Origin of the sequence: Pseudomonas sp. (assembly GCF_017744435.1) — a bacterium.
Classification (GTDB): Bacteria; Pseudomonadota; Gammaproteobacteria; order Pseudomonadales; family Pseudomonadaceae; genus Aquipseudomonas.
Window position 1 is genome coordinate 48,386 of sequence record NZ_JAGIBG010000019.1, and the last position, 25,709, is coordinate 74,094.

At 62.8% G+C, this 25,709-nt stretch carries 28 protein-coding genes; 17 read left to right on the forward strand and 11 right to left on the reverse strand.

Annotation, left to right across the window (positions count from 1 at the left end; all coding sequences use genetic code 11):
- Window positions 1–33: 33 nt before the first annotated feature.
- The 4 genes from rng (at window position 34) to tldD (ending at window position 7,697) form a co-directional block, all read left to right on the forward strand.
- Complete coding sequence (gene rng, locus J7573_RS14885; protein ID WP_079229615.1) at window positions 34–1,491, forward strand: ribonuclease G; 1,458 nt, start codon at window positions 34–36, stop codon at window positions 1,489–1,491.
- Between the two features lie 82 nt (window positions 1,492–1,573).
- On the forward strand, window positions 1,574–5,389 hold the full coding sequence (locus tag J7573_RS14890; protein WP_294336442.1) for a YhdP family protein: 3,816 nt from the start codon (window positions 1,574–1,576) through the stop codon (window positions 5,387–5,389).
- A 14-nt stretch (window positions 5,390–5,403) separates the two neighbouring features.
- The gene (locus J7573_RS14895; RefSeq protein WP_294336444.1) at window positions 5,404–6,255 is read left to right on the forward strand and encodes a carbon-nitrogen hydrolase family protein; all 852 of its coding nucleotides are present in this window, start codon (window positions 5,404–5,406) and stop codon (window positions 6,253–6,255) included.
- A 2-nt stretch (window positions 6,256–6,257) separates the two neighbouring features.
- Window positions 6,258–7,697 (forward strand): metalloprotease TldD, encoded by a 1,440-nt coding sequence (tldD, locus tag J7573_RS14900; RefSeq protein WP_294336447.1) that lies wholly within the window; start codon window positions 6,258–6,260, stop codon window positions 7,695–7,697.
- A gap of 41 nt (window positions 7,698–7,738) precedes the next feature.
- Here tldD and yjgA read toward each other — a convergent pair whose 3' ends face one another.
- Window positions 7,739–8,260 (reverse strand): ribosome biogenesis factor YjgA, encoded by a 522-nt coding sequence (yjgA, locus tag J7573_RS14905; protein WP_027920225.1) that lies wholly within the window; start codon window positions 8,258–8,260, stop codon window positions 7,739–7,741.
- 109 nt (window positions 8,261–8,369) lie between these two features.
- Here yjgA and pmbA point away from each other — a divergent pair, with 109 nt between their 5' ends.
- From pmbA to J7573_RS14935, 6 genes are all read left to right on the forward strand, one after another.
- Window positions 8,370–9,716, forward strand: coding sequence for a metalloprotease PmbA (gene pmbA / locus J7573_RS14910; RefSeq protein ID WP_294336452.1), 1,347 nt, complete (start codon window positions 8,370–8,372; stop codon window positions 9,714–9,716).
- Window positions 9,717–9,844: 128 nt separating this feature from the next.
- On the forward strand, window positions 9,845–10,246 hold the full coding sequence (locus tag J7573_RS14915) for a FagA protein (RefSeq protein ID WP_294336454.1): 402 nt from the start codon (window positions 9,845–9,847) through the stop codon (window positions 10,244–10,246).
- On the forward strand, window positions 10,239–11,615 hold the full coding sequence (locus J7573_RS14920; RefSeq protein ID WP_294336456.1) for a class II fumarate hydratase: 1,377 nt from the start codon (window positions 10,239–10,241) through the stop codon (window positions 11,613–11,615). The genes J7573_RS14915 and J7573_RS14920 overlap by 8 nt, the downstream gene beginning before the upstream one ends.
- 30 nt (window positions 11,616–11,645) lie before the next feature.
- The gene (locus tag J7573_RS14925; protein ID WP_294336460.1) at window positions 11,646–12,107 is read left to right on the forward strand and encodes a hypothetical protein; all 462 of its coding nucleotides are present in this window, start codon (window positions 11,646–11,648) and stop codon (window positions 12,105–12,107) included.
- Window position 12,108: 1 nt separating this feature from the next.
- The gene (locus tag J7573_RS14930; protein ID WP_294336580.1) at window positions 12,109–12,720 is read left to right on the forward strand and encodes a superoxide dismutase; all 612 of its coding nucleotides are present in this window, start codon (window positions 12,109–12,111) and stop codon (window positions 12,718–12,720) included.
- Between the two features lie 11 nt (window positions 12,721–12,731).
- Complete coding sequence (locus tag J7573_RS14935) at window positions 12,732–13,625, forward strand: ZIP family metal transporter (RefSeq protein ID WP_294336463.1); 894 nt, start codon at window positions 12,732–12,734, stop codon at window positions 13,623–13,625.
- Window positions 13,626–13,673: 48 nt separating this feature from the next.
- Here the strand turns inward: J7573_RS14935 and J7573_RS14940 are convergent, their stop codons facing one another.
- The 10 genes from J7573_RS14940 to J7573_RS14985 form a co-directional block, all read right to left on the reverse strand.
- Window positions 13,674–13,946, reverse strand: a complete 273-nt coding sequence (locus J7573_RS14940; RefSeq protein WP_294336464.1) for an HPr family phosphocarrier protein — start codon at window positions 13,944–13,946, stop codon at window positions 13,674–13,676.
- Window positions 13,947–13,966: 20 nt separating this feature from the next.
- On the reverse strand, window positions 13,967–14,821 hold the full coding sequence (gene rapZ / locus J7573_RS14945) for an RNase adapter RapZ (protein WP_294336466.1): 855 nt from the start codon (window positions 14,819–14,821) through the stop codon (window positions 13,967–13,969).
- A gap of 2 nt (window positions 14,822–14,823) precedes the next feature.
- Window positions 14,824–15,288 (reverse strand): PTS IIA-like nitrogen regulatory protein PtsN, encoded by a 465-nt coding sequence (ptsN, locus tag J7573_RS14950; RefSeq protein WP_159411980.1) that lies wholly within the window; start codon window positions 15,286–15,288, stop codon window positions 14,824–14,826.
- 12 nt (window positions 15,289–15,300) lie between these two features.
- On the reverse strand, window positions 15,301–15,609 hold the full coding sequence (raiA, locus tag J7573_RS14955) for a ribosome-associated translation inhibitor RaiA (protein WP_003255135.1): 309 nt from the start codon (window positions 15,607–15,609) through the stop codon (window positions 15,301–15,303).
- A gap of 78 nt (window positions 15,610–15,687) precedes the next feature.
- Entirely contained in the window at window positions 15,688–17,181 is a 1,494-nt protein-coding gene (locus J7573_RS14960) for an RNA polymerase factor sigma-54 (RefSeq protein ID WP_294336493.1), read from the reverse strand.
- A gap of 176 nt (window positions 17,182–17,357) precedes the next feature.
- Complete coding sequence (gene lptB / locus J7573_RS14965) at window positions 17,358–18,083, reverse strand: LPS export ABC transporter ATP-binding protein (RefSeq protein WP_060511298.1); 726 nt, start codon at window positions 18,081–18,083, stop codon at window positions 17,358–17,360.
- Complete coding sequence (lptA, locus tag J7573_RS14970; protein WP_294336498.1) at window positions 18,084–18,608, reverse strand: lipopolysaccharide transport periplasmic protein LptA; 525 nt, start codon at window positions 18,606–18,608, stop codon at window positions 18,084–18,086.
- Window positions 18,595–19,167, reverse strand: a complete 573-nt coding sequence (lptC, locus tag J7573_RS14975; protein ID WP_294336501.1) for an LPS export ABC transporter periplasmic protein LptC — start codon at window positions 19,165–19,167, stop codon at window positions 18,595–18,597. Before lptC ends, lptA begins: the two co-directional genes overlap by 14 nt.
- 8 nt (window positions 19,168–19,175) lie before the next feature.
- Entirely contained in the window at window positions 19,176–19,700 is a 525-nt protein-coding gene (locus J7573_RS14980; protein ID WP_294336503.1) for an HAD family hydrolase, read from the reverse strand.
- Window positions 19,701–19,714: 14 nt separating this feature from the next.
- Window positions 19,715–20,689, reverse strand: a complete 975-nt coding sequence (locus J7573_RS14985) for a KpsF/GutQ family sugar-phosphate isomerase (RefSeq protein WP_294336506.1) — start codon at window positions 20,687–20,689, stop codon at window positions 19,715–19,717.
- 247 nt (window positions 20,690–20,936) lie between these two features.
- On the opposite strand from J7573_RS14985, the gene J7573_RS14990 reads away from it, so the two are divergent.
- The 7 genes from J7573_RS14990 (at window position 20,937) to murA (ending at window position 25,631) form a co-directional block, all read left to right on the forward strand.
- Complete coding sequence (locus tag J7573_RS14990) at window positions 20,937–21,746, forward strand: ATP-binding cassette domain-containing protein (protein ID WP_294336507.1); 810 nt, start codon at window positions 20,937–20,939, stop codon at window positions 21,744–21,746.
- On the forward strand, window positions 21,746–22,543 hold the full coding sequence (gene mlaE / locus J7573_RS14995) for a lipid asymmetry maintenance ABC transporter permease subunit MlaE (RefSeq protein WP_054885955.1): 798 nt from the start codon (window positions 21,746–21,748) through the stop codon (window positions 22,541–22,543). Before J7573_RS14990 ends, mlaE begins: the two co-directional genes overlap by 1 nt.
- Complete coding sequence (mlaD, locus tag J7573_RS15000) at window positions 22,543–23,028, forward strand: outer membrane lipid asymmetry maintenance protein MlaD (RefSeq protein ID WP_054885956.1); 486 nt, start codon at window positions 22,543–22,545, stop codon at window positions 23,026–23,028. The genes mlaE and mlaD overlap by 1 nt, the downstream gene beginning before the upstream one ends.
- A 9-nt stretch (window positions 23,029–23,037) precedes the next feature.
- Complete coding sequence (locus tag J7573_RS15005; RefSeq protein ID WP_294336514.1) at window positions 23,038–23,685, forward strand: ABC transporter substrate-binding protein; 648 nt, start codon at window positions 23,038–23,040, stop codon at window positions 23,683–23,685.
- Window positions 23,682–23,984 (forward strand): STAS domain-containing protein, encoded by a 303-nt coding sequence (locus J7573_RS15010; RefSeq protein ID WP_294336515.1) that lies wholly within the window; start codon window positions 23,682–23,684, stop codon window positions 23,982–23,984. Before J7573_RS15005 ends, J7573_RS15010 begins: the two co-directional genes overlap by 4 nt.
- A 118-nt stretch (window positions 23,985–24,102) precedes the next feature.
- The gene (locus tag J7573_RS15015) at window positions 24,103–24,342 is read left to right on the forward strand and encodes a BolA family protein (protein WP_003255121.1); all 240 of its coding nucleotides are present in this window, start codon (window positions 24,103–24,105) and stop codon (window positions 24,340–24,342) included.
- A 23-nt stretch (window positions 24,343–24,365) separates the two neighbouring features.
- Window positions 24,366–25,631, forward strand: a complete 1,266-nt coding sequence (murA, locus tag J7573_RS15020; protein WP_294336530.1) for a UDP-N-acetylglucosamine 1-carboxyvinyltransferase — start codon at window positions 24,366–24,368, stop codon at window positions 25,629–25,631.
- Window positions 25,632–25,709: the final 78 nt, after the last annotated feature.

Sequence of the window (25,709 nt, forward strand, 5' to 3'; positions counted from 1 at the left end):
ATCATTACCGAAGACCTTTGACGAGAGCCTGCCATGAGTGAAGAGATCCTGATCAACATCACCCCGATGGAATCGCGTGTGGCGGTGGTGGAAAACGGGGTGCTGCAGGAAGTGCATGTCGAGCGCACCCAGCGCCGCGGCATCGTCGGCAATATCTACAAGGGCAAGGTGGTGCGGGTGCTGCCGGGCATGCAGGCGGCGTTCGTCGACATCGGCCTGGAGCGCGCGGCGTTCATCCATGCGTCGGAAATATCCCAGCGCGAAGGCTCGGCGGTGGAGAACATCACTGCGCTGGTGCACGAGGGCCAGGCCCTGGTGGTGCAGGTAACCAAGGATCCGATTGGCACCAAGGGCGCACGCCTGACCACGCAGCTGTCGATTCCCTCGCGTTACCTGGTGTACATGCCTCGCAGCAGCCATGTCGGCATTTCCCTGAAGATCGAAGACGAAGCCGAACGCGAACGCCTCAAGCAGGTGGTCAGCGACTGCATGGACAGCGAGAACATCAAGGACGCTGGTGGCTTCATCCTGCGTACCGCCGCCGAGGGCGCACGGGCCGAGGAAATCCTCCAGGACATCCGCTACCTGCGCCGCCTGTGGGAGCAGATCGGCAGCCAGATCAAGACCTGCGGCGCGCCCACGGTCATTTACGAAGACCTCGGCCTGGCCCTCCGTACGCTGCGCGACCTGGTCAACCCGAAAATCGAGAAGATCCGCATCGACTCGCGGGAAACCTTCCAGAAAACCACGCAGTTCGTCGCCGAACTGATGCCGGAAATCGCCGATCGCCTGGAGCATTACCCCGGCGAGCGGCCGATTTTCGACCTGTACGGGGTCGAAGACGAAATTCAGCGCGCCCTGGAGCGCAAGGTGCCGCTCAAGTCCGGTGGCTACCTGGTGGTCGACCCGGCCGAGGCGATGACCACCATCGACGTCAACACCGGTGCGTTCGTCGGCCACCGCAACCTCGAAGAAACCATCTTCAAGACCAACCTCGAAGCCGCCACGGCCATTGCCCGGCAGCTGCGCCTGCGCAACATCGGCGGGATCATCATCATCGACTTCATCGACATGGAAGACGAAGAGCACCAGCGCCAGGTGTTGCGCACCCTGGAAAAGCAGCTGGAGCGCGATCACGCCAAGACCAACATCATCGGCATCACCGAACTGGGCCTGGTGCAGATGACCCGCAAGCGTACCCGCGAGAGCCTCGAACAGGTCCTGTGCGAACCCTGCGTCGCCTGCCAGGGCCGCGGCAAGCTGAAGACTCCCGAAACCATCTGTTACGAGATCTTCCGCGAAATTCTCCGCGAAGCCCGTGCCTACCAGGCTGAAGGTTATCGCGTACTGGCCAACCAGAAAGTGGTCGATCGCCTGTTGGACGAAGAGTCTGGCAACGTTGCCGAACTGGAAACCTTCATTGGCCGAACCATTCGCTTTCAGGTCGAGTCGATGTATTCGCAGGAACAATATGATGTGGTGCTGCTCTGAGGCTTTCTGATACCCGCCCTGGATGCTACTGGCTGGCAAAATCGGCACGTCAGGCCATCATGGATAAACGACCTGGAGGGCCATGGCCATGGGACGTCTGAACCGCGTTCTTGTCGCCTTGACCCGCTGGGGGCTGGGCATTTGCGCCCTGCTCGCGGTACTGGTGGCGTTGTATGTCAGCCTCGGTCGCGAGCTGGTGCCACTGGTGGCCGAATACCGTGCCGACGTCGAAAGCAAGGCCGAACAGGCGCTGGGCCTGCCCGTGCATGTTGGGGCGCTGGAGGGGCATTGGAGTGGCCTGGCGCCTATCTTGCGGGTGCGTGACCTGCAACTGGGTGAAGGGGCTTCGGCATTGCGTCTGGATGACGTCAAGGTGGTGCCCGACCTGTGGGCCAGCCTGACTTCCCGTGAAGTGCACCTGGCACGCATCGAACTCGGTGGCCTGCAGCTGATTCTGCGTGAAGACGAGCAGGGGGCCTGGGCCCTCGAAGGGCTGCCGAAAAAGGACGATGCGCCGCTGGACCCTGCCGAGCTGTTGCAGCGCTTGCGCCAATTGGGCCGCATCGATGTGTTCGACAGCCAGGTCACCCTGCAGCCCTGGCAGCGTGACCCGTTGACCCTTACCTATGTCAGCGTCGGCCTGCAGGCCGGTGTATCACGCCAGGCGCTCGACCTGCGGGCGACCTTGCCCGACGGCCAGCCGCTGGCGATCAATCTGCGCAGCCGGGCAAACGCCAAGGCCTGGCGCGAAGGCGAGGTCGAGGCCTACCTGAGCCTGCCGCAAAGCGACTGGGCGCGATGGTTGCCGCCTGGTTTGCTGGGCCAGTGGCGGGCTGAAGCGCTGAAGGCCGGTGGTGAGTTCTGGGTCGACTGGAGCAAGGGCCAGTTGCAGCAGGCGGTGGTCCGTCTCAACGCCCCGCAGTTGCGCGGTGCCTACGCCGAGCGCAAGGCCGTGGCCTTGGACAATCTCGCCGTGGCTGCCTGGTTCCAGCGCCGCGATCAGGGCTTCGATGTGGTGGTGGATTCACTCGCGGCGAGCATCGGCAAGACGCGGTGGGAATCACACCTGCAAGTGAACCAGCGACTGGGCGATGACCCGGCGGACGAAACCTGGCAAGTGCAGGCCGACCGCCTTGACCTCACCCCCTTGACCCCCTTGATCAATGCCTTGGCTCCCTTGCCGGACAAGCTCATGACCGTGGTCGATGCGCTGAAAGTCACCGGGGCCCTGCGCAACGTTCGCCTGGAAGCACGGCCCAAGGCCGAGGGTGACCAGCGCCTGCAGTTCGCTGCAAATCTGGAGCGGGTCGGTTTCGATGCCTATCATGGCGCACCGGCGGCCGGTAATGTCAGCGGCAGCATCAGCGGCGACCTCGGGCATGGCGAACTGCGCCTGGATACTGACGCATTCATGCTGCATCTGTATCCGATCTTCGCCAAACCCTGGCAGTACCAGAAGGCCAATGCGCGCCTGACCTGGGCGCTCGACAAGCATGGATTCACCCTCATCGCACCCTATCTCAAGGTGCTGGGCGAGGAAGGCAAGATTGCCGGCGACTTCCTGATTCGTCTGCTGTTCGACGAAGGCGCCGAAAGCTACATGGACCTGCGCGTCGGCCTGACCGAAGGCGATGGCCGTTACACGGCCAAGTACCTGCCGGAAGTGCTGACCCCGGCCCTCGACGAATGGCTGCGCAGCGCCATCGTCAAAGGCAACGTCGACCAGGGCTACTTCCAGTTCCAGGGCTCGTTGAACCACGGTGCCACGCCGGAAGCTCGCAGCATCAGCCTGTTCTTCAAGGTCCACGACGCCGCACTGGACTTCCAGCCAGGCTGGCCGCAGGTGCAGCAGGTGGACGGCGATGTGCTGATCGAGGACAGCGGCGTGCGCATCAAGGCCAGCAAGGGCCTGCTGCTGGACACCAAGGTCAGCGACGTCAGCGTGAATATTCCCCATGTCGACAGCGGCCAGCACAGCCACCTGTACCTTGACGGTAATTTCGACGGCAGCCTCGGCGATGGCTTGAAGATTCTCAAGGAAGCGCCGATTGGCACTGGCGAGATCTTCGCCGGCTGGGAAGGCGAGGGCCCTCTCAAGGGCAAGGTCAAGCTCGATGTACCCCTGGCCCACGGCGAGCGGCCCAAAGTGCTGGTGGACTTCGCCACTGCCGACGCACGCCTGAAGGTGGCCCCACCCAGCCTGGACCTGACGCGTCTGAAGGGCGACTTCAGCTTCGACTTCGACAAGGGGCTGAGCGGCAAGAACATCAGCTTGCAAGTGTTCGGCAAGCCGGCCACTGCGCAGATCAGCGCCGAGGGCCAACCCGGGCAGATGCAGACCCGCATCAACGCCAGTGGCCAGGCTTCGCTGAAGTCCCTGACCGACTGGCTGCAGTTCAAGCAGACCTTGCCCGCCTCCGGCGATCTGCCGTACCAGTTGCAGGTCAATCTGGGCAGCCGTGATAACAGTTTGAATGTCAGTTCTTCGCTCAAGGGGCTGACCATCGACCTGCCGGCCCCCTTCGGCAAGGCGGCGGCGGATACTCGCGACACCCGTTTCAGCATGAACCTGCAAGGGCCTGAGCGGCGTTTTGATGTGGCTTACACCGACCTGGCCCGTTTCGCCTACGCCGCACCGGCCGACAAGCTGGGCCAGGGCCGCGGCGAATTGCTGCTTGGCGCCGGGCAGGCGCAACTGCCAGCGACCCAGGGGTTGCGGGTGCGGGGGCGCCTGGAAAGCCTGGACCTGGGCCCCTGGCAGGAGCAGGCCGCACGCTTTGCCGGTGACGACCCCGGTGGCAATGCCCGGCAGAACCTGCAGGGTGTCGACCTGAGCATCGGCCAGCTCAAAGCCTTCGGCATGAGCCTGAACCAGGCCGTGGTGCGCCTGAGCCGAGGCGCCGCCGCCTGGGACCTGCGCCTGGACAGCAAGGAGGTCATCGGTAACGCGCGCGTGCCGGATGCCAAGGCTGCGCCGATGGTCGTGCGCCTGCAGACCCTGCGCCTGCCACCTGCCGACCCGGCTGAGACACAGTCGGAAGAAGGCCCTGACCCGCTGGCCTCGTTCGACCCGCGCAAGGTGCCGGCCCTGGACCTGAGCATCGACAAGCTGTACCGCGGCGACGACCTGTTCGGCAATGCCGCACTGAAGTTGCGCCCGACTGCACGGGGTGTGGCGGCACAGGACATCGACCTGGATTTCAAAGGCCTGCATGTCGATGGCAGTGGCGGTTGGGAAGGCGAAACCGGCGCCACCAGCAGCTGGTACAAAGGCCGACTCGATGGCAAGAACCTCGCCGATGTGCTCAAGGCCTGGGGTTTCGCTCCGACCGTGACCAGCCGCGATTTCCGCCTGGATGTCGACGGCCGTTGGCCCGGTTCGCCGGCCTGGGTCGGCCTCAAGCGCTTCTCTGGCAGCATGGATGCCGCCTTGCGCAGCGGTCAGTTCGTCGAAGTGGAAGGCGGCGCCCAGGCCCTGCGCGTGTTCGGCCTGCTCAACTTCAACTCGATTGGCCGGCGCCTGCGCCTGGACTTCTCCGACCTGTTCGACAAGGGCCTGGCTTACGACCGGGTCAAGGGCCTGCTGGTGGCCAGCAGCGGTGTCTACGTGACCCGCGAGCCGATCACCGTGACCGGGCCGTCGAGCAACTTCGAACTCGATGGCACCCTGGACCTGGTGCGTGATCGGGTCGCTGCCAACCTGCAGGTGACCCTGCCGGTGACCAACAACCTGCCGCTGGCCGCGCTGATCGTCGGTGCGCCAGCGGTTGGTGGCGCGCTGTTCCTGGTCGATCGGCTGATCGGCGACCGGGTGTCGCGTTTCGCCAGCGTGCACTATCGCGTCGAAGGCCCGGTGAAAGAGCCTAAAATCACCTTTGTGAAACCGTTCGATAAATAATGTCGGGAGTGCCCATGAAGGCAGCGGTCATCCAGATGGTCAGCCAGGACGATGTGCTGGCCAACCTGCAGCGTGCGGGCGCCCTGCTCGAACAGGCGGCCTTGGGCGGTGCGCGGCTGGCGGTGTTGCCGGAAAACTTCGCGGCAATGGGGCGCAAGGATGCCGCTGCCATCGGCCGCGCCGAAGCCATGGGCGAAGGTCCGATCCTGCCATGGTTGAAACGCACCGCACGCGACCTCAGATTATGGATTGTTGCCGGTACCTTGCCGCTGCCGCCGCAAGGTCAGCCTGACGCCAAGGCCCATGCCTGCTCGCTGCTGATCGACGAACAGGGCGAAGTGGTGGCGCGCTACGACAAGCTGCACCTGTTTGACGTGGATGTGGCCGATAACCGTGGCCGCTACCGCGAGTCCGATGACTATGCCCATGGTGCCCGGGTGGTAGTGGCCGATACGCCGGTAGGGCGCCTGGGGCTGAGCGTATGTTACGACCTGCGCTTCCCCGAGCTGTACAGCGCCTTGCGCAGCGCAGGCGCGGAACTGATCACGGCACCGGCCGCTTTTACTGCGGTCACAGGAGCAGCGCATTGGGAAGTGCTGATCCGTGCCCGGGCCATCGAGACCCAGTGCTATGTGCTGGCGGCGGCCCAGGGCGGTATCCATCCAGGCCCGCGGGAAACCCACGGGCATGCGGCGATCGTCGACCCTTGGGGGCGGATCGTCGCAGAACAGGCGCACGGCGAAGCGGTATTGCTCGCCGAGCGCGACATTGATGAACAGGCGTCCATCCGGGCGCGCATGCCGGTCACCACGCACCGGCGCTTTTTCTCGCAGGACGCCTTGCGGCCTGCGCACACCTCGGAGTGACTATGAGCCAGATGTTATCCACCGTCAGCGAGCAGCTCCTGGCCCCGGGCGGACTCACCCTCGACAGCCTGCAGAGCGTGCTGGGCGAACTGGCCGGCCCCGGCATCGACGCCGCAGACCTGTATTTCCAGGGCCAGATCTCGGAAACCTGGGCGCTGGAGGACGGCATCGTCAAAGAAGGCAGCTTCAACCTTGACCAGGGTGTGGGTGTGCGTGCCCAGTCCGGCGAGAAGACGGGCTTCGCCTACAGCAATGCGATCAACCTCGAGGCGCTGACTTCGGCGGCCCGTGCTGCCCGCTCGATTTCCCGCGCCGGCCAGAACGGCACGGTGCAGGCGTTCCGCAGCCAGGACGTGAATGCGCTGTATGCGCCGGACAACCCGCTGGACGTGCTCAGCCGTGCCGAGAAGGTTGAACTGCTCAAGCGTGTCGACGCCGCCACCCGTGCCCTCGACCCGCGCATCCAGCAGGTCAGCGTGAGCATGGCCGGGGTCTGGGAGCGCATCCTGATCGCTGCCGCCGACGGTAGCCTGGCCGCCGATGTGCGCCCACTGGTACGTTTCAATGTCAGCGTCATCGTCGAGCAGAATGGCCGCCGCGAACGTGGCGGGCAGGGCGGTGGCGGGCGTACCGACTACCGCTTCTTCACTGAAGAGCGCGTCATGGGCTATGCCCGCGAAGCGCTGCGCCAGGCGCTGGTGAACCTCGAAGCGATCCCGGCCCCGGCCGGCACGTTGCCGGTGGTACTGGGTTCCGGCTGGTCGGGCGTGCTGCTGCACGAAGCAGTCGGCCATGGCCTGGAAGGCGACTTCAACCGCAAGGGCAGCTCGGCTTTCAGCGGGCGGATCGGCGAGAAGGTCGCTTCGGAACTGTGCACCATTGTCGACGACGGCACCCTGCAAGGTCGCCGCGGCTCGTTGAGCGTCGATGACGAAGGCACGCCGACCGAATGCACCACGCTGATCGAGAACGGCATCCTCAAGGGCTACATGCAGGACAAGCTCAATGCGCGCCTGATGGGCATGGCGGTTACCGGCAACGGTCGCCGCGAGTCTTATGCACACCTGCCGATGCCGCGCATGACCAACACCTACATGCTGGCCGGCAAGAGCGATCCGCAGGAAATCATCGCTTCGGTGAAAAAGGGCATCTACTGCGCCAACCTCGGCGGCGGCCAAGTCGATATCACCAGCGGCAAGTTCGTGTTCTCGACCAGCGAAGCCTACCTGATCGAAGACGGCAAGATCACCGCACCAGTGAAGGGCGCGACCCTGATCGGCAACGGGCCGGAGGCCATGAGCCGGGTGTCGATGGTCGGTAACGACCTGGCGCTGGACAGTGGTGTGGGTACGTGCGGCAAGGATGGGCAATCGGTGCCGGTAGGCGTCGGGCAGCCGACCTTGAAGCTGGATGCGATTACCGTGGGCGGTACTGGCGCTTGATGAATGTCCGGGGGCTGCAAGGCAGCCCCAGACGGCGGGATTCAGCGCAGACCGCGCTGCATTTCGTCGAGATCGCGGATGTACTTGAACACCTTGCGCGCAGCGGCAGGCGGTTTGTTCCGCGCCTTTTCGTGCTGGGCATGACGGATCAGCGAGCGCAGTTGCTGGCGATCGGTCTCGGGGTATTCGTTGACGAAACGCTCGAGGTCCTCGTCGTTACCGTCGATCAGGCGGTCGCGCCAGCGCTCCAGGTTGTGGAAGCGCTCGTTGTACTGGCGACTGGAGCTGTCGATCTGCTCGAGCACGGCGTGGATGGCATCCAGGTCCTGGTCGCGCATCAGCTTGCCGACGAACGACATGTGGCGCTTACGGGCGCCATGGGCGGTGTGCTTGCTGGCATCGGCCAGGGCCTTGCGCAGCTCGTCAGTGAGCGGCAGGCGCGCCAGGGTGTCGGCCTTGACCGTGGTCAGGCGCTCGCCGAGTTCGACCAGCGCATGCAGCTCGCGCTTGATCTGGGTTTTGCTTTTTTCGCCGTCGAAGGCGTCGTCGTATGAATCAACCATGGTGGCAGTCCGCTAGAAATCGCCGCCATGATAACCAGTCGGGGGCCGCTTGTCCGTGCCCGGTCGTAGAATGACCCTCGCCGAACGCAGAATTTGAGTGGAGAAAACCATGAGTGCAGTCCAGAGCGTAGGCCCCAAGGACCTGCCAGCGTTGCAGGAGCAGGTCGAGGCGATCATTGCAGAAGCACGCAAGCAAGGCGCCAGTGCCTGCGAAGTGGCGGTATCGCTGGAGCAGGGCCTGTCCACCACGGTGCGCCAGCGCGAAGTCGAGACGGTCGAGTTCAACCGCGACCAGGGCTTTGGCATCACCCTCTATGTTGGCCAGCGCAAGGGTTCGGCCAGCACCTCGGCCAGTGGCCCGGATGCCATCCGCGAAACCGTGGCCGCCGCGTTGGCGATTGCCAAGCATACGTCCGAGGACGAATGCTCGGGCCTGGCTGACGCCGCGCTGATGGCCCGCGAGATCCCCGACCTCGACCTCTATCACGACTGGGATATCGAGCCGGAGAAGGCCATCGAGATGGCGCTGGCCTGCGAGGCGGCGGCATTCGATGCCGACAAGCGCATCCTCAATGCCGATGGCACCACCCTGAACACTCACCAGGGTTGCCGCGTGTACGGCAACAGCCACGGTTTCATCGGTGGTTACGCCTCGACCCGGCACAGCCTGAGCTGCGTGATGATCGCCGAAGGCGAAGGCCAGATGCAGCGTGACTACTGGTATGACGTGAACCGCCAGGGTCATCTGCTGGCCGACCCGCGCAGCATTGGCCAACGCGCTGCCCAGCGCGCCGCCAGCCGCCTCGGTGCGCGGCCGGTACCGACCTGCGAAGTCCCCGTGCTGTTCTCCGCCGAGCTGGCGGGTGGCCTGTTCGGCAGTTTCCTGTCGGCCATCTCGGGCGGCAACCTGTACCGCAAGTCTTCGTTCCTCGAGGGTACCATCGGTCAGCGCCTGTTCCCGTCCTGGCTGACCCTCGACGAGCGCCCACATATTCCGCGCGCGCTGGGCAGCGCTGCCTTCGACGGTGACGGGCTGGCGACCTACGCGAAGCCGTTCGTCGACAAAGGCGAGCTGGTGTCGTACCTGCTGGGTACCTACTCCGGGCGCAAACTGGGCTTGCCGAGCACTGCCAACGCCGGGGGCGTGCACAACCTGTATGTCACCCATGGCGTAGAAGACCAGGCGGCGTTGATCCGGCGCATGGGCCGTGGCCTGCTGGTGACCGAGCTGATGGGCCATGGCCTGAACATGGTGACCGGTGACTATTCGCGCGGAGCGGCGGGCTTCTGGGTCGAGAATGGCGAGATCCAGCATGCAGTGCAGGAAGTGACCATTGCCGGCAATATGAAGGACATGTTCCAACAGATTGTCGCGATTGGCAGTGATCTTGAAACGCGTAGCAATATCCACACAGGGTCGGTGCTGATCGAGCGGATGACGGTCGCTGGCAGCTGACATTCGCCAGAAATGCACACTGATATTGAAACCCGGCCATCGCGCCGGGTTTTTTCTTTCATCACCCTCTACTTGAAGTGATTCTGTTTATCACTTAATAATGAATATCATTATCCAGTAACCCGGCGATGATGTTCATGAAACCCGTCCTCCGCGAACTGCCCTACCTGGAAAACTGGCGCTGGCTGAGTCGGCGCATCCGCTGCGCGCTCGAGCCCGACGAACCGCGCCTGATCGAGCACTACCTGGCCGAAGGCCGTTACCTGGTGTGCTGCACCGAAACGTCGCCATGGACCGTGGCACTGACCTCCTTCCGCCTGCTGCTGGATACCGCCTGCGACCGCATGTTGCCGTGGCACTGGCGCTGCCAGTGCCTGGACCAGGCCTGGCGCCCACTGCTCGACCTGCGCAACCTCGACCGCCGAGAGCAGAACCAGCGCTGGCAGCCCTATGCCTTGCAGCTGGCCAACTGCCGGCTGCTGCCGTCGATTTCTCCCGATGAACTGATGCAAGGATTTGAAGATGATTGATACCCGTATCGAGCGTGACAGCATGGGCGAGCTGCAGGTCCCGGCCAAGGCCCTGTATGGCGCTCAGACCCAGCGCGCGGTCGACAACTTCCCGATCAGTGGCCAGCGCATGCCGGCCCAGTTCATCCGCGCCTTGTTGTTGGCCAAGGCCGCTGCGGCCAAGGCCAACATCGAGCTGGAGCAACTGTCGGCAGGGCAGGGCCAGGCCATCGTCAAGGCGGTCGAGCAACTGCTGGCTGAAGATTTCATCCAGCACTTCCCGGTGGATGTGTTCCAGACCGGCTCTGGCACCAGCTCGAACATGAACGCCAACGAGGTGATCGCCACCCTGGCCAGCCGCGTGCTCGGCGAAGCGGTCAATGCCAACGACCACGTCAACTGTGGGCAGAGCAGCAACGACATCATCCCCACCACCATTCATGTCAGTGCCGCGCTTGCGCTGCATGAGCAGCTGCTGCCTGCTCTGAGCCACCTCGTTCAGGTGATCGAAGCCAAGTCGTCCCAGGTCCATCAGTATGTGAAGACTGGCCGTACCCACCTGATGGATGCCATGCCGGTGCGCATGAGCCAGGTGCTCGATGGCTGGGCTGCGCAGATCAATGGTGCCAAGGCACATCTCGAAGCGACCCTGCCGAGCCTGCAGGCCCTGGCCCAGGGCGGCACTGCGGTGGGCACCGGGATCAACGCCCACCCGCGGTTCGCTGCCGGCTTCGCGCGCCAACTGAGCGGCCTTACCCAGGTCGAGTTCACCCCCGGCCATAACCTGTTCGCACTGATCGGCTCCCAGGACACAGCCGTGGCGCTGTCTGGCCAGCTCAAGACGACCGCCGTGGCGTTGATGAAGATTGCCAATGACCTGCGCTGGATGAACTCTGGTCCTTTGGCTGGCTTGGGTGAAATCGAGCTCCAGGGCCTTCAGCCGGGCTCGTCGATCATGCCGGGCAAGGTCAATCCGGTGATCCCGGAAGCCACTGCCATGGTCGCTGCCCAGGTGATCGGCAATGACGCCACCATCGCTGTGGCCGGCCAATCGGGCAACTTCGAGCTGAACGTGATGCTGCCGGTGATCGCCCGCAACCTGCTGGAGAGCATCGAGCTGATGGCCAATGCCAGCCGCCTGCTGGCCGACAAGGCCATTGCCAGCTTCAAGGTCAACGAGGGCAAGCTCAAGGAAGCCTTGGCCCGCAACCCGATCCTGGTCACTGCGCTGAATCCGATCATCGGCTACCTCAAGGCCGCCGAAATCGCCAAGACCGCCTACCAGCAGGGCCGCCCGATCATCGATGTCGCGTTGGAGCACACCGACCTGTCGCGCGATCAGCTCGAGGCACTGCTGGACCCGGAAAAGCTCACCGCTGGCGGCATCTGACACGCCATAGCGCCCAGAGGAAACAACGTCATGCAGCACTGGAAACGCACGACTGAAACGGCCAACCGCCTGTTCGAACAAGGCGAGCTGGTTGATGCCCGGGAGCACTACCTGCAAGCACTGGCCCTGGCCCAGGTGCTGTTCGAGCGCTGGCATGACGTCAATGAAGCGGTGGCGGCACTGGTCATCGCTCATCACAACCTGGCCGACCTGCACCTGCGTCTGAACCAGCCGCACGAGAGCGCCGACTACCTGTGTGCCGCGCATCAGCGCTTGCTCCAGGCCAGCCAGGAAGCTCGCTTGCCGCGGGCGCTGCGTGATGCCGCGCTGCGCCACAGCGGGCGCACTTACACCGAACTGCTGAGTTTCATTGCCGAGTACGGCCAGTACCCGCGTACCGAGCGCCTGCTCAACCGCCACGGCGCCGAGACCAGCGAGCTCGCTGCCGCGCCGAACATGGCGCCCAGAACCCATGCCTACGGAATCCATTGATATGCCGCATACCTTGCCTGCACTGACTTACGCCTACGATGCGCTGGAACCGCACATCGACGCGCAAACCATGGAAATCCACCACACCAGGCACCACCAGACCTACGTCAATGGCCTGAACGCGGCCATCGAGGGCAGCGAGTGGGCCGAATGGCCGGTCGAGAAACTGGTTGGTGCGGTCCAGCAACTGCCTGAGCACCTGCGCGGTGCAGTCACCAATCACGGTGGCGGCCACGCCAACCACAGCCTGTTCTGGACGGTCATGTCGCCCACGGGCGGTGGTCAGCCACAAGGCCAGCTGGCCACGGCCATCGAAGCAGAGCTGGGTGGCTTCGAAGCATTCAAGGAGGCTTTCACCAAGGCGGCGCTGACCCGTTTCGGCAGCGGCTGGGCGTGGCTCAGCGTCACCCCGCAGAACAAGCTGGTGGTAGAAAGCAGTGGCAACCAGGACAGCCCGCTGATGCACGGCAATACGCCGATCCTCGGCCTGGACGTGTGGGAGCACGCCTATTACCTGAAGTATCAGAACCGTCGCCCGGAATACATTGGTGCTTTCTACAACGTGATCGACTGGGCGGAAGTGGATCGCCGCTATCACGAAGCCTTGAAGTGAGTCGGCCCGGTATGCGCTCTGAGGTGATGTCTGTCAGCAGTGTGCGCCTGTTCCGGTTGGCACTGGGAACCTTGCTGCTGTTGGCCGGCACAGCGCTGCTGCTGGCCCGTGGCATTGCCTGGCTGGACCTGGAACCGCGCATGTTGCGTGCCCTGGAGGGCGGTGCACTGTGCGCATTGGGTACGGCACTGGGCGCAGTACCGGTGCTGGTGATTCGCAATATGCCGGTGGCCTTGGCCGATACCTTGCTGGGCTTCGGGGCGGGGGTGATGCTGGCGGCCACGGCGTTCTCGCTGATCATCCCCGGCCTGGATGCCGCTCAGGCCATCGGTTTCAGCCCTTGGGGCGCCGGTGGCCTGATCAGCTTCGGCCTGATGCTTGGCGCCCTGTGCCTGTTCCTGGTTGATCTCAAGGTCTCCGGTGCTTCGCCGGAGGCGCTGGTCGGCAGTGAGAGTCAGCCCGTGATCGCTGCGCGGATCTGGCTATTCGTGATTGCCATCATCGCCCACAACATTCCCGAAGGCATGGCCATCGGTGTGTCTGCCGGCGGTGGTATGGCCGACGCCGATAGCCTGGCCATGGGCATAGCCTTGCAGGATGTGCCTGAAGGGCTGGTGATAGCGTTGGTGCTGGCAGGGGCGGGGATGCCACGGTTCAAGGCGTTTCTGATTGGTGCCGCGTCCGGCCTGGTCGAGCCGCTGGCTGCCGTGATCTGTGCCTGGCTGGTGAACATGGCGGAGTTGCTGTTGCCGGTGGGCCTGGCCTGTGCGGCTGGGGCGATGCTGTTGGTGGTGACTCAGGAGATCATTCCCGAGTCGCGTAGCAATGGGCATCACCGCCTGGCTAGCCTGGGGCTGTGCATCGGTTTTTGCCTGATGATGGTGATGGATACGGCAATGTCGTGATTCGCCGTGAGCCCGGCGCGCTCCTACAGGTACCGCGCCGTCTTTGGGTTACTCGCCCTCGTCGAAGTAGTTGTTGATCAACGCCACCAGCGCTTCCAGGGCGTCGGTGTCTTGCTCGCCCTCGGTCAGCAAGTGCACCTGGGTGCCTTTGCCCGCCGCCAGCATCATCACCGCCATGATGCTTTTGCCGTCCACCATCTTGTCGGGCGCGCGGCCAACGCGAACCTGGCACGGGAATTTGCCGGCCACGCCGACGAACTTGGCTGCCGCCCGGGCATGCAGCCCCAGCTTGTTGATGATGGTGATTTCGCGGGCGGGCATCGTGCGGTGGATCCTGTGGGCTAGAGGTCGCGGTGGCGAACCTGGACGTTTTTCAGGGATTGCTGCAACAGCTGGCCGAGGCGTTCGGTGATGTAGACCGAGCGGTGGTGACCCCCTGTGCAACCAATGGCGATAGTGACATAGGCGCGATTGCTGGCAGCAAAGCGTGGCAGCCATTTGAGCAGGTAGCTGGAAATGTCGTTGAACATTTCTTCGACGTCCGGCTGTGTGGCCAGATAGTCGATGACCGGTTGTTCCAGGCCGGAATGTTCGCGCAGTTCCGGTTTCCAGTACGGGTTGGGCAGGCAGCGTACGTCGAAAACCAGGTCGGCATCGACCGGCATCCCGCGCTTGAAGCCGAACGACTCGACCAGGAAGGCAGTACCAGGCTCGGGCTGGTTGAGCAGGCGCAGTTTGATCGTATCGCGCAGCTGGTAGAGGTTGAGGCTGGTGGTGTCGATCTTCAGGTCGGCAAGGTCGGCAATCGGCCCCAGCAGTTCGCTTTCGACACGGATTGCTTCGGCCAGCGAGCGGTCGGCGTTGGTCAGCGGGTGACGACGACGGGTTTCCGAGAAACGCTTGAGCAGGGTGTCTTCGTCGGCATCGAGAAACAGCACATCACACTGGATGTGGCGCCCACGGGCCTCCTCCAGCAGTTCGGGGAAGCGCGAAAGGTGGCTGGGCAGGTTGCGCGCATCGATCGATACCGCCACCTTGGGCTGCAGCAGTTCGGTATTGATCAATGCATTTTCCGCCAGCTGCGGTAGCAGCCCGGCGGGCAAGTTGTCGATGCAGTAGAAACCGTTGTCTTCCAGTACGTCGAGGGCGGTGCTCTTGCCGGAGCCGGAGCGGCCGCTGACGATGATCAGGCGCATGTTCAGTGCTCGTTCTGTGCGTCCAGGACAACCTGGTACAGGGCCTCGCTGCTACCGGCGGCACGCAGGCGATCGCGGACCTCCTTGCGATCGAGCATGCTGGCGATCTGGCGCAGCAGTTCAAGATGGGCATCGGTGGCCGCCTCTGGTACCAGCAGGACGAACAGCAGATCCACCGGGGCGCCATCGATGGCGTCGTAGTCGATCGGCGCATCCAGGTGCAGCAGTGCACTTACCGGGGCAGAGCAGCCTTCAAGTCGGCAGTGGGGGATGGCAATGCCATTGCCAAAGCCGGTCGAGCCCAGTTTTTCGCGAGCGATGAGCTTTTCGAAGACGTCTTGCATCGCAAGCTCGGGTACTTGCTCGGCAATCAGGTTGGCGACCTTTTCCAGGGCGCGCTTCTTGCTGCCGCCCGGCACGTTCACCAGGGAACGGCCGGGGGTCAGGATGGTTTCAAGTCGGATCATGGATGAGAGGGATCAGCGGGCGGCTGCACCTTGCAGCAGGCTTTGCTGTTTTTCCTTGTGTTTTTTCAGTTGGCGGTCGAGCTTGTCGGCCAAGGCGTCGATCGCTGCATACATGTCTTCGTGTTCCGCGTTGGCAACCACTTCACCGCCGGGAATCTGCAGGGTCGCCTCGACCTTCTGCTGCAGCTTCTCGACTTTCATGATGACCTGCACGTTGGTGATCTTGTCGAAGTGACTTTCCACGCGAGCGAGCTTTTCAAGCACATAATCGCGCAGTGGCTGGGTGACTTCTACATGCTGTCCACTGATATTGACTTGCATACAGCTTCTCCTTTGTTGCCCGTGCATAAAGAGGCAGGTATTGCACCTGCCCCACAAACGCTGTGGCACATCCGGGGGCTACATCAGTCGCTTGCGCTCGCTCGACGGTGCGATGCCGAGGGACTCGCGGTACTTGGCGACGGTGCGACGGGCTACCTGGATGCCTTGTGCCTCCAGTAAACCAGCGATCTTGCTGTCACTCAATGGCTTTTTCTGATTTTCCGCAGCAACCAGTTTCTTGATGATCGCGCGGATCGCCGTAGACGAGCATTCTCCGCCTTCGGCGGTGCTGACATGGCTGGAGAAAAAGTATTTCAGTTCGTAGATACCACGCGGGGTGTGCATGTATTTCTGCGTGGTCACCCGCGAAATGGTCGACTCATGCATGCCCACTGCTTCGGCGATGTCATGCAGGACCAGGGGCTTCATCGCTTCGTCGCCGTGGTCGAGGAAGCCGCGCTGGTGCTCGACGATCTGCGTGGCGACCTTCATCAGCGTTTCGTTGCGGCTTTGCAGGCTCTTGATGAACCAGCGTGCCTCTTGCAACTGGTTGCGCATGAAGGTGTTGTCGGCGCTGGTATCGGCGCGGCGAACGAAGCCGGCGTATTGCGGGTTGACCCGCAGGCGCGGGATCGCTTCCTGGTTCAGCTCGACCAGCCAGCGGTCGCTGTCCTTGCGCACGATCACGTCAGGTACCACGTATTCCGGTTCGCTCGACTCGATCTGCGAACCGGGCCGCGGGTTGAGGCTCTGCACCAGCTCGATCACCTGGCGCAGTTCGTCTTCCTTGAGCTTCATGCGGCGCATCAGCTGGCTGTAGTCGCGGCTGCCGAGCAGGTCGATGAAGTCGGTGACCAGGCGCTTGGCTTCGCTCATCCAGGGCGTGCTGGCAGGCAGTTGACGCAATTGCAGCAGCAGGCACTCGCCCAGGGTGCGGGCGCCGACACCGGCAGGCTCGAACTGCTGGATGCGGTGCAGCACCGCTTCTACCTCGTCGAGTTCGATGTCCAGCTCCGGGTCGAAGCCTTCGCAGATTTCTTCGAGAGTATCTTCCAGGTAGCCCTGGCCGTTGATGCTGTCGATCAGGGTGATGGCGATCAGGCGGTCGGTATCGGACATTGGTGCCAGGTTCAGCTGCCACAACAAGTGGCTCTGCAAGCTTTCGCCCGCCGATGTGCGAGTGGTGAAGTCCCACTCGTCGTCATCGTTGCTCGGCAAACTGCTGGCGCTGGTCTGGTAAATATCTTCCCAGGCGGTATCGACCGGAAGCTCGTTGGGGATTCGCTCGCTCCACTCACCGTCTTCGAGGGTTTCGGCACTGGTGGTGCTTTCCTGGAAGCTGTTGTCCTGGACTTCGGCGGCCGGCTTGTTCTCGGCGTTGTCCGCCATCGGGTCGCTGTTGTCGAAGTCGTCGCCGTCTTCCTGACGTTCGAGCATCGGATTGGACTCCAGCGCTTCCTGGATTTCCTGCTGGAGGTCCAGGGTGGAGAGCTGAAGTAAGCGGATGGCCTGTTGCAACTGCGGGGTCATCGTCAGTTGCTGGCCCATTTTTAGGACGAGCGATGGTTTCATGGCTGGGGCTTAATACCTTGTTCGCCGGCGCGCATGCGCCATCCACTACACGAGGGCGCCGGAGCGCCAAATTCAAGCAAGTTTTATGCCTCAAATTGTAGCGTTTGCCTAGAGCACTGTAACAACTTAAGCCCCGACAGGGCGTTAATGCCAGTGCTCCAGGCAGGTTCCGGGGATCAGAGTCGGAACTCGTGCCCCAGGTAGACCTCCTTGACCAGGTCGTTGGCCAGGATGGTCTCGGCGTCGCCTTCGGCGATCAGTCGACCGTCGTTGACGATGTAGGCGGTTTCGCAGATATCCAGGGTCTCACGGACGTTGTGGTCGGTGATCAGTACACCGATACCCTTGGCCTTGAGGTGGTGGATGATCTGCTTGATGTCGCCCACGGAGATCGGGTCGACACCGGCAAACGGTTCGTCCAGCAGGATGAACTTCGGTGCGGTAGCCAGGGCGCGGGCAATTTCGACGCGGCGGCGTTCGCCACCGGAAAGGCTCATGCCGAGGTTGTCACGGATGTGGCTGATGTGGAATTCCTGCAGCAGGCTTTCCAGTTCCTTGCGCCGGCCTTCACGGTCGATGTCCTTGCGGGTCTCGAGAATGGCCATGATGTTGTCGGCCACCGACAGCTTGCGGAAGATCGAGGCTTCCTGCGGCAGGTAGCCGATACCGGCGCGGGCGCGGCCGTGCATGGGCTGGTGACTGACATCGAGGTTGTCGATCAGTACGCGCCCCTGGTCGGCCTGGACCAGCCCCACGATCATGTAGAAGCAGGTGGTCTTGCCGGCGCCGTTGGGGCCGAGCAAGCCGACGATCTGCCCGCTGTCGATCGACAGGCTGACATCACGCACGACTTGCCGACCCTTGTAGCTCTTGGCCAGGTGCTGGGCTTTGAGGGTTGCCATTTACTCGGCCTTCTTCTTCGGCTGGATCACCATGTCGATGCGCTGACGTGGTTGAGTCACGTTGCCACCACGACCGGCGGTCGCAACCTGGGTCTTGGTGTTGTAGATGATCTTCTCGCCTTCGGTGGTGTTGCCTTCGTTCTCGACCTTGGCGCGGTCGGTGAGGATCACCGTATCTTTCTGCGCCTGGTACTGGATGGTCACCGCCCAGCCTTTCATCTTGTCGGGCTTGGCCGTGCTCTGCTGCTGCTCGAAGTAGGCCAGGTTGCCCACCGAGGTCACCACGTCGATGTCGCCATTGGCGGCACGGGTCATGGTCACGGTGTTGCCTTTGATCATCATCGAGCCCTGGGTGATGATCACATCGCCGGTATAGGTGGCCACGCCCTGCTTGTCGTCCAGGTGCGCGTTGTCGGCCTGGATGCGGATAGGCTGGTCACGGTCGTTCGGCAGGGCGAAGGCGCTCGCGCTTCCCAGTGCTGCGCTCAGGCTGAGCAAAAGGGGGAGGGTTTTAACGAGCCTCATACTGTCCTCTTACGTTAGAGAGCAAGTCCATCTTGCCTTCTTTCAAATACGCTTTCATTCCTTTACCCGTAGTTGTGCCACCGGCGCCGTCGATTCTAACGGCTTGCTCGGTCTGCGCATATTGCTTCTGCGGGAATACGGTCATGCGGGAGCTGGTAACGACGAGTTCACGCTGCTTTTCGTCGGTGCGTTGCACGCGGACTTTGTCGATCAGTTCGACCTCGGTGCCATCCGGGTTGACCTCGGCGCGTTCGCTCTGCACGTGCCAAGGGTACTCGGTGCCCCGGTACATGTGCAGGTCGGGCGTGGTCAGCAGGGTGACTTCGCTGGCCCTGAGGTGCTCGACCTTGTCGGCGGTCATTTCGTATTGCAGCTTGCCGTCGGGCATGAACTGCACGCTGTGCGCGTTGATCGCGTAATAGTCGATGGCACTTTCGTCAACCTGGGCCACCGGCTTTTCGAGGAAGCTCTCGGGGCTGACATTCCAGTAGCCGATAGCCGCCAGCAGGGCGGCAATCACCGCGAGCAGCGCAAAGTTGCGGGCTTTCTTGCTGAACATGGGCAGCCTTAAAGGTAGTTGGCGTTGGCAGTGTCCAGGGTGCCCTGGGCCTGCATGATCAGTTCGCAGAACTCGCGTGCAGCGCCTTCGCCGCCACGTGCCTGGGTTACGCCGTGGGCGTGCTGGCGAACGAATGGTGCGGCGTTGGCTACGGCAATGCCCAGGCCGACCCGGCGGATCACCGGCAGGTCGGGCAGGTCGTCGCCCAGATAGGCGACCTGCTCATAGCTTAGGCCCAGTTCGGCGAGCAGGCCGTCGAGCACCACCAATTTGTCCTCGCGGCCCTGGTAAAGGTGAGGGATGCCGAGGTTTTTCGCCCGGCGCTCTACCACTGGGGTCTTGCGTCCGCTGATGATCGCCGTGGTTACGCCCGAGGCCATGAGCATCTTGATGCCCTGGCCATCAAGGGTGTTGAAGGTCTTGAACTCGCTGCCGTCTTCGAGGAAGTACAGGCGACCATCGGTCAGCACGCCGTCAACGTCGAAAACGGCGAGCTTGATCGCCTTGCCGCGTTGCATGAGATCTTGGGTCATCGGTTCGTTCTCCTTTACATCACGCCGGCGCGCAGCAGATCGTGCATGTTCAGGGCGCCGGTCGGGCGGTCGTCCTTGTCCACGACCACCAGGGCGCTGATCTTGTGGTCTTCCATGATCTTCAGGGCCTCGGCGGCAAGCATCTCGGCGCGAGCCGTCTTGCCGTGCACGGTCATCACCTGATCAATCAGTGTGGTGTGCACGTCGATGTTGCGGTCCAGGCTGCGGCGCAGGTCGCCGTCGGTGAAGATCCCGGCCAGCTTGCCGTCGGCGCCTACGATCACGGTCATGCCCAAGCCTTTGCGGGACATTTCAAGGAGCGCGTCCTTGAGCAGGGTGCCGCGCTGTACCTGGGGCAGTTCGTCACCGGCGTGCATGACATTCTCGACCTTCAGCAGCAAGCGGCGGCCCAGGGCACCGCCAGGGTGCGAGAAGGCGAAGTCCTCGGCGGTGAAGCCGCGGGCTTCGAGCAGGGCGATGGCCAGCGCGTCACCCAGCACCAGTGCCGCAGTGGTGGAGGAGGTCGGGGCCAGGTTCAGCGGGCAGGCTTCCTGGGTGACGCTGGCGTCGAGATTGACCTCGGCGGCCTGGGCCAGGGGCGAGTCCGGGTTGCCGGTCAGGCTGATCAACTGGATCCCCAGGCGCTTGATCAGCGGCAGCAGGGTCACGATCTCGGCGGTGCTGCCGGAGTTTGACAGGGCCAGAATGACGTCGTCGCGGGTGATCATGCCCATGTCGCCATGGCTGGCTTCAGCCGGATGCACGAAGAATGCTGGCGTGCCGGTGCTGGCCAGGGTGGCGGCGATCTTGTTGCCGATATGCCCCGATTTGCCCATACCGACCACCACGACCCGACCCTTGCTCGCCAGGATCAGCTCGCAGGCCTTGACGAAATTGGCGTCGATGCGGGCCACCAGGCCTTCTACGGCCTCGAGTTCCAGGCGCAGGGTGCGCTGGGCGGAGTGGATCAGCTCGCTGGATTGGCTCATGTCGAAAAGCAATGCCTGATTAAAAGGCGGCGATTATAGCCGCAATACAAGAAAGCCTCATCCTTTCGATTCCCTATCAAATGTCACCAAAGCCTGTCGTTGGCCTGAACGACCTGTTTCCATACCCTTGGGGGCGCACGGTCAGCGGTGCTATAGTTCGCCGCTATTCGGCCTGCCAAGGGTGTGTGTGCCTTCACGATGAGGGCCGGCGTCCATTAGTGCGAGGCTGCACTAGCAAGGAGTCTAGATGAGTGTGGATAGCGCCTACGCGGTCGAGTTGAAGGGAGTCACCTTCAAGCGCGGTTCGCGCAGCATTTTCAGCAATGTCGACATCCGTATCCCGCGTGGCAAGGTCACCGGGATCATGGGGCCGTCGGGTTGCGGCAAGACCACGCTGCTGCGCCTGATGGGCGCGCAGCTACGGCCGTCGTGCGGTGAAGTGTGGGTGGCGGGGCAGAACCTGCCGAGCCTTTCGCGCAGCGACCTGTTCGACGCACGCAAGCAGATGGGCGTACTGTTCCAGAGCGGTGCGCTGTTCACCGATCTCGATGTGTTCGAGAACGTCGCTTTTCCTTTGCGCGTGCATACCCAGCTTTCGGACGAAATGATCCGTGACATCGTGTTGATGAAACTGCAGGCAGTCGGCCTGCGGGGTGCCATCGACCTGATGCCGGATGAGCTGTCCGGCGGCATGAAGCGTCGGGTGGCGCTGGCCCGGGCCATTGCCCTGGACCCGCAGATCCTGATGTACGACGAACCGTTCGTCGGCCAGGACCCGATTGCCATGGGTGTGCTCGTGCGCTTGATCCGTCTGCTCAACGATGCGCTTGGCATCACCAGCATCGTGGTCTCCCACGACCTCGCCGAAACCGCCAGTATCGCCGACTACATCTATGTGGTCGGTGATGGCCAGGTGCTGGGCCAGGGTACGCCCGACGAGCTGATGGGCTCGGACAATCCGCGCATTCGCCAGTTCATGAAAGGCGACCCGGACGGCCCGGTGCCATTCCACTTTCCTGCGCCTGACTACCGCGCCGATTTGCTGGGAGCGCGGTGATGCGCAGAAAATCCTTACTCGAACGTATCCGCCTGCTCGGGCGCTCGGCGATCGACGTGCTGGCCGTGCTCGGGCGCTCGTGCCTGTTCCTGTTCCATGCGCTGATCGGCCGGGGCGGCATTGGCGGTGGTTTCCAGCTGCTGACCAAGCAGCTGTACTCGGTGGGTGTGCTGTCGCTGGCGATCATTGTCGTTTCCGGCGTGTTCATCGGCATGGTGCTGGCCCTGCAGGGTTACAGCATCCTGACCAAGTACGGTTCCGAACAGGCGGTCGGGCAGATGGTCGCCCTGACCCTGCTGCGTGAGCTTGGCCCGGTGGTCACTGCGCTGTTGTTCGCTGGCCGTGCAGGTTCTGCGCTGACCGCCGAAATCGGCAACATGAAGTCCACCGAGCAGTTGTCGAGCCTGGAAATGATCGGTGTCGACCCGCTCAAGTACATCGTCGCGCCACGCCTGTGGGCCGGCTTCATCTCGCTGCCGCTGCTTGCGCTGATCTTCAGCGTGGTCGGCATCTGGGGTGGTTCGTGGGTCGCAGTCGACTGGCTGGGCGTTTACGAAGGCTCGTTCTGGGGCAACATGCAGAACAGCGTTTCCTTTACCGACGACGTGCTCAACGGGCTGATCAAGAGCCTGGTGTTCGCCTTCGTCACGACCTGGATTGCCGTATTCCAGGGGTACGACTGCGAACCCACCTCAGAGGGGATCAGCCGTGCCACCACCAAGACCGTGGTCTATGCCTCGTTGGCAGTACTGGGTCTGGACTTCATTTTGACCGCCTTGATGTTTGGAGATTTCTGATGCAAAACCGCACCCTGGAAATCGGTGTCGGCCTGTTCCTCCTGGCCGGGATCCTGGCACTGCTGCTGCTGGCCCTGCGTGTCAGCGGGCTGTCGGCCAGCCCGAGCAGCGATACCTATAAAGTTTATGCGTACTTCGACAATATCGCCGGTTTGACGGTCAGAGCTAAAGTGACCATGGCCGGTGTAACGATCGGCAAGGTCACCGCCATCGATCTGGACCGTGATTCCTACACCGGTCGGGTGACCCTGCAGCTGGACAAGGCGGTCAACAACCTGCCGACCGACTCCACTGCTTCGATCCTGACCGCCGGCTTGCTTGGCGAGAAGTACATCGGTATCAGCGTGGGCGGTGAAGAAGACGTGCTCAAGGATGGCTCGACCATCCACGACACACAGTCGGCGCTGGTGCTGGAAGATCTGATTGGCAAGTTCCTGCTCAACTCCGTTGGCAAGGAACCAAAAGAAGCGCAACCGGCTAATTAAGGAGTTTCCATGATTTCGATCCTGCGACGTGGCCTGCTGGTGCTGCTGGCGGCCTTCCCCCTGTTTGCCCTGGCCGCGCAGTCGCCGCACGACGTGGTTCAGAGCACCACCACTGCGCTGCTCAGCGACCTCAAGGCCAACAAGGAGCAGTACAAGTCCAACCCGAATGCCTTCTACGATGCGCTCAACCGCATCCTCGGCCCGGTGGTGGATGCTGACGGCATTTCGAAAAGCATCATGACCGTCAAATACTCGCGCAAGGCTACGCCCGAGCAGATGCAGCGCTTCCAGGAAAACTTCAAGCGCAGCCTGATGCAGTTCTATGGCAATGCGCTGCTGGAGTACAACAACCAGGGCATTACCGTCGACCCGGCCAAGGCCGATGACGGCAAGCGTGCCAGCGTCGGCATGAAGGTCACCGGCAACAACGGTGCCGTGTACCCGGTGCAGTACACCCTGGAAAACCTGGGTGGCGAGTGGAAGGTGCGTAACGTCATCGTCAACGGCATCAACGTCGGCAAGCTGTTCCGTGACCAGTTCGCCGACGCCATGCAGCGTAACGGTAACGACCTGGACAAGACCATCGACGGCTGGGCCGGCGAAGTGGCCAAGGCCAAGGAAAAGGCCGACGAATCGCCAGAGAAGACCGTCAAATGAGCGAGGCCGCTGTAACCATGGCCGAGCCGGGCGTGCTGTGCCTGGCCGGCGAACTGGATTACCGCAGCGGGCCAGCCCTGCGCAAGCAGGGCAAGGCGCTGATCGGTGCTTGCCGTGAGTCGCGTCTGGTGCTGGATTGCTCGGCCGTGGCGCGCTCCACCAGTGTCGGCCTGTCGCTGTTGCTGGCGTTCATTCGTGACGCCGAGGCCGTCGGCAAGGCCGTCGAGGTACGTGGCATGCCCGACGACATGCGGGAAATCGCCGGGGTCTATGACCTTGATGAGGTGCTGGCAAGCTGATGGCTTGGCAGTGATGAGAGGCCCCTCGGTCGCGCGCCCCTTCGTTGGGCTTCGCAGGCGAGGGGCTTTTTTGTATGATGGCCGACCCGTGCGCATCGGGCGCCGATTGAGGTTGAGCATGCAGGCCGTAGAAGTTAAGAGCTTCCTTGAAGAGAAATTGCCGGGATCCCGGGTCGAAGTTGAAGGCGAAGGCTGCAACTTCCAGTTGAACGTGATCAGCGACGAGTTGGCTGGCCTGAGCCCGGTCAAACGTCAGCAGGCGATCTATGCTCACCTGAATCCGTGGATCGCCAATGGCAGCATCCATGCGGTAACCATGAAATTTTTCAGCAGCGCAGCCTGGGCTGAGCGCACCTGAGCCAACTTGGCGGCGAGACACCAATGGACAAACTGATTATTACTGGCGGCGCTCGTCTCGATGGCGAGATCCGCATTTCCGGCGCGAAGAACGCGGCCCTGCCAATCCTGGCGGCGACCCTGCTGGCCGATGGCCCGGTCACCGTGGGCAACCTGCCGCACTTGCACGACATCACCACCATGATCGAGCTGTTCGGGCGCATGGGCATCGAGCCTGTGATCGACGAAAAGCTGGCGGTGGAAATCGACCCGCGCACCATCAAGACCCTGGTAGCCCCTTACGAGCTGGTCAAGACCATGCGCGCCTCGATTCTGGTGCTCGGCCCCATGGTCGCGCGCTTCGGTGAAGCCGAAGTGGCCCTGCCAGGTGGCTGCGCCATCGGTTCGCGCCCAGTCGACCTGCACATCCGCGGCCTCGAAGCCATGGGTGCGAAGATCGAAGTCGAAGGCGGCTATATCAAGGCCAAGGCACCTGAAGGCGGCCTGCGCGGCGCGCACTTCTTCTTCGACACCGTCAGCGTGACCGGTACCGAGAACATCATGATGGCCGCTGCCCTGGCCAAAGGCCGCAGCGTGCTGCAAAACGCCGCGCGCGAGCCTGAAGTGGTCGACCTGGCCAACTTCATCAACGCCATGGGCGGCAAGGTCCAGGGCGCCGGTACCGACACCATCACCATCGATGGCGTCGAGCGTCTGGACAGCGCCAACTACCGCGTCATGCCCGACCGTATCGAGACTGGCACCTACCTGGTCGCCGCTGCCGTGACCGGCGGCCGCGTCAAGGTCAAGGACACCGACCCGACCATCCTTGAAGCCGTGCTGGAAAAGCTCAAGGAAGCGGGCGCCGACCTGACCACCGGTGAGGACTGGATCGAGCTGGACATGCACGGCAAGCGGCCGAAAGCCGTCAACCTGCGCACCGCCCCGTACCCGGCGTTCCCGACCGACATGCAGGCGCAGTTCATTTCGCTGAACGCCATCGCCGAAGGCACTGGCGCGGTCATCGAGACGATCTTCGAAAACCGCTTCATGCACGTGTACGAAATGCACCGCATGGGTGCGCAGATCCAGGTCGAAGGCAACACCGCGATCGTCACCGGCGTGCCGACGCTCAAGGGTGCTCCGGTCATGGCCACCGACCTGCGTGCATCTGCCAGCCTGGTGCTGTCGGCGCTGGTCGCCGAAGGCGATACCCTCATCGACCGCATCTACCACATCGACCGTGGCTACGAGTGCATCGAAGAAAAACTGCAGATGCTCGGCGCGAAAATCCGCCGCGTACCGGGCTAGTTGCCCGCTGGCACACGGACGTGCCATTCGAATTGAATGCGGTCGGGCTGTAGCAGCCCGGCCGGCAGTAGCCGCTTA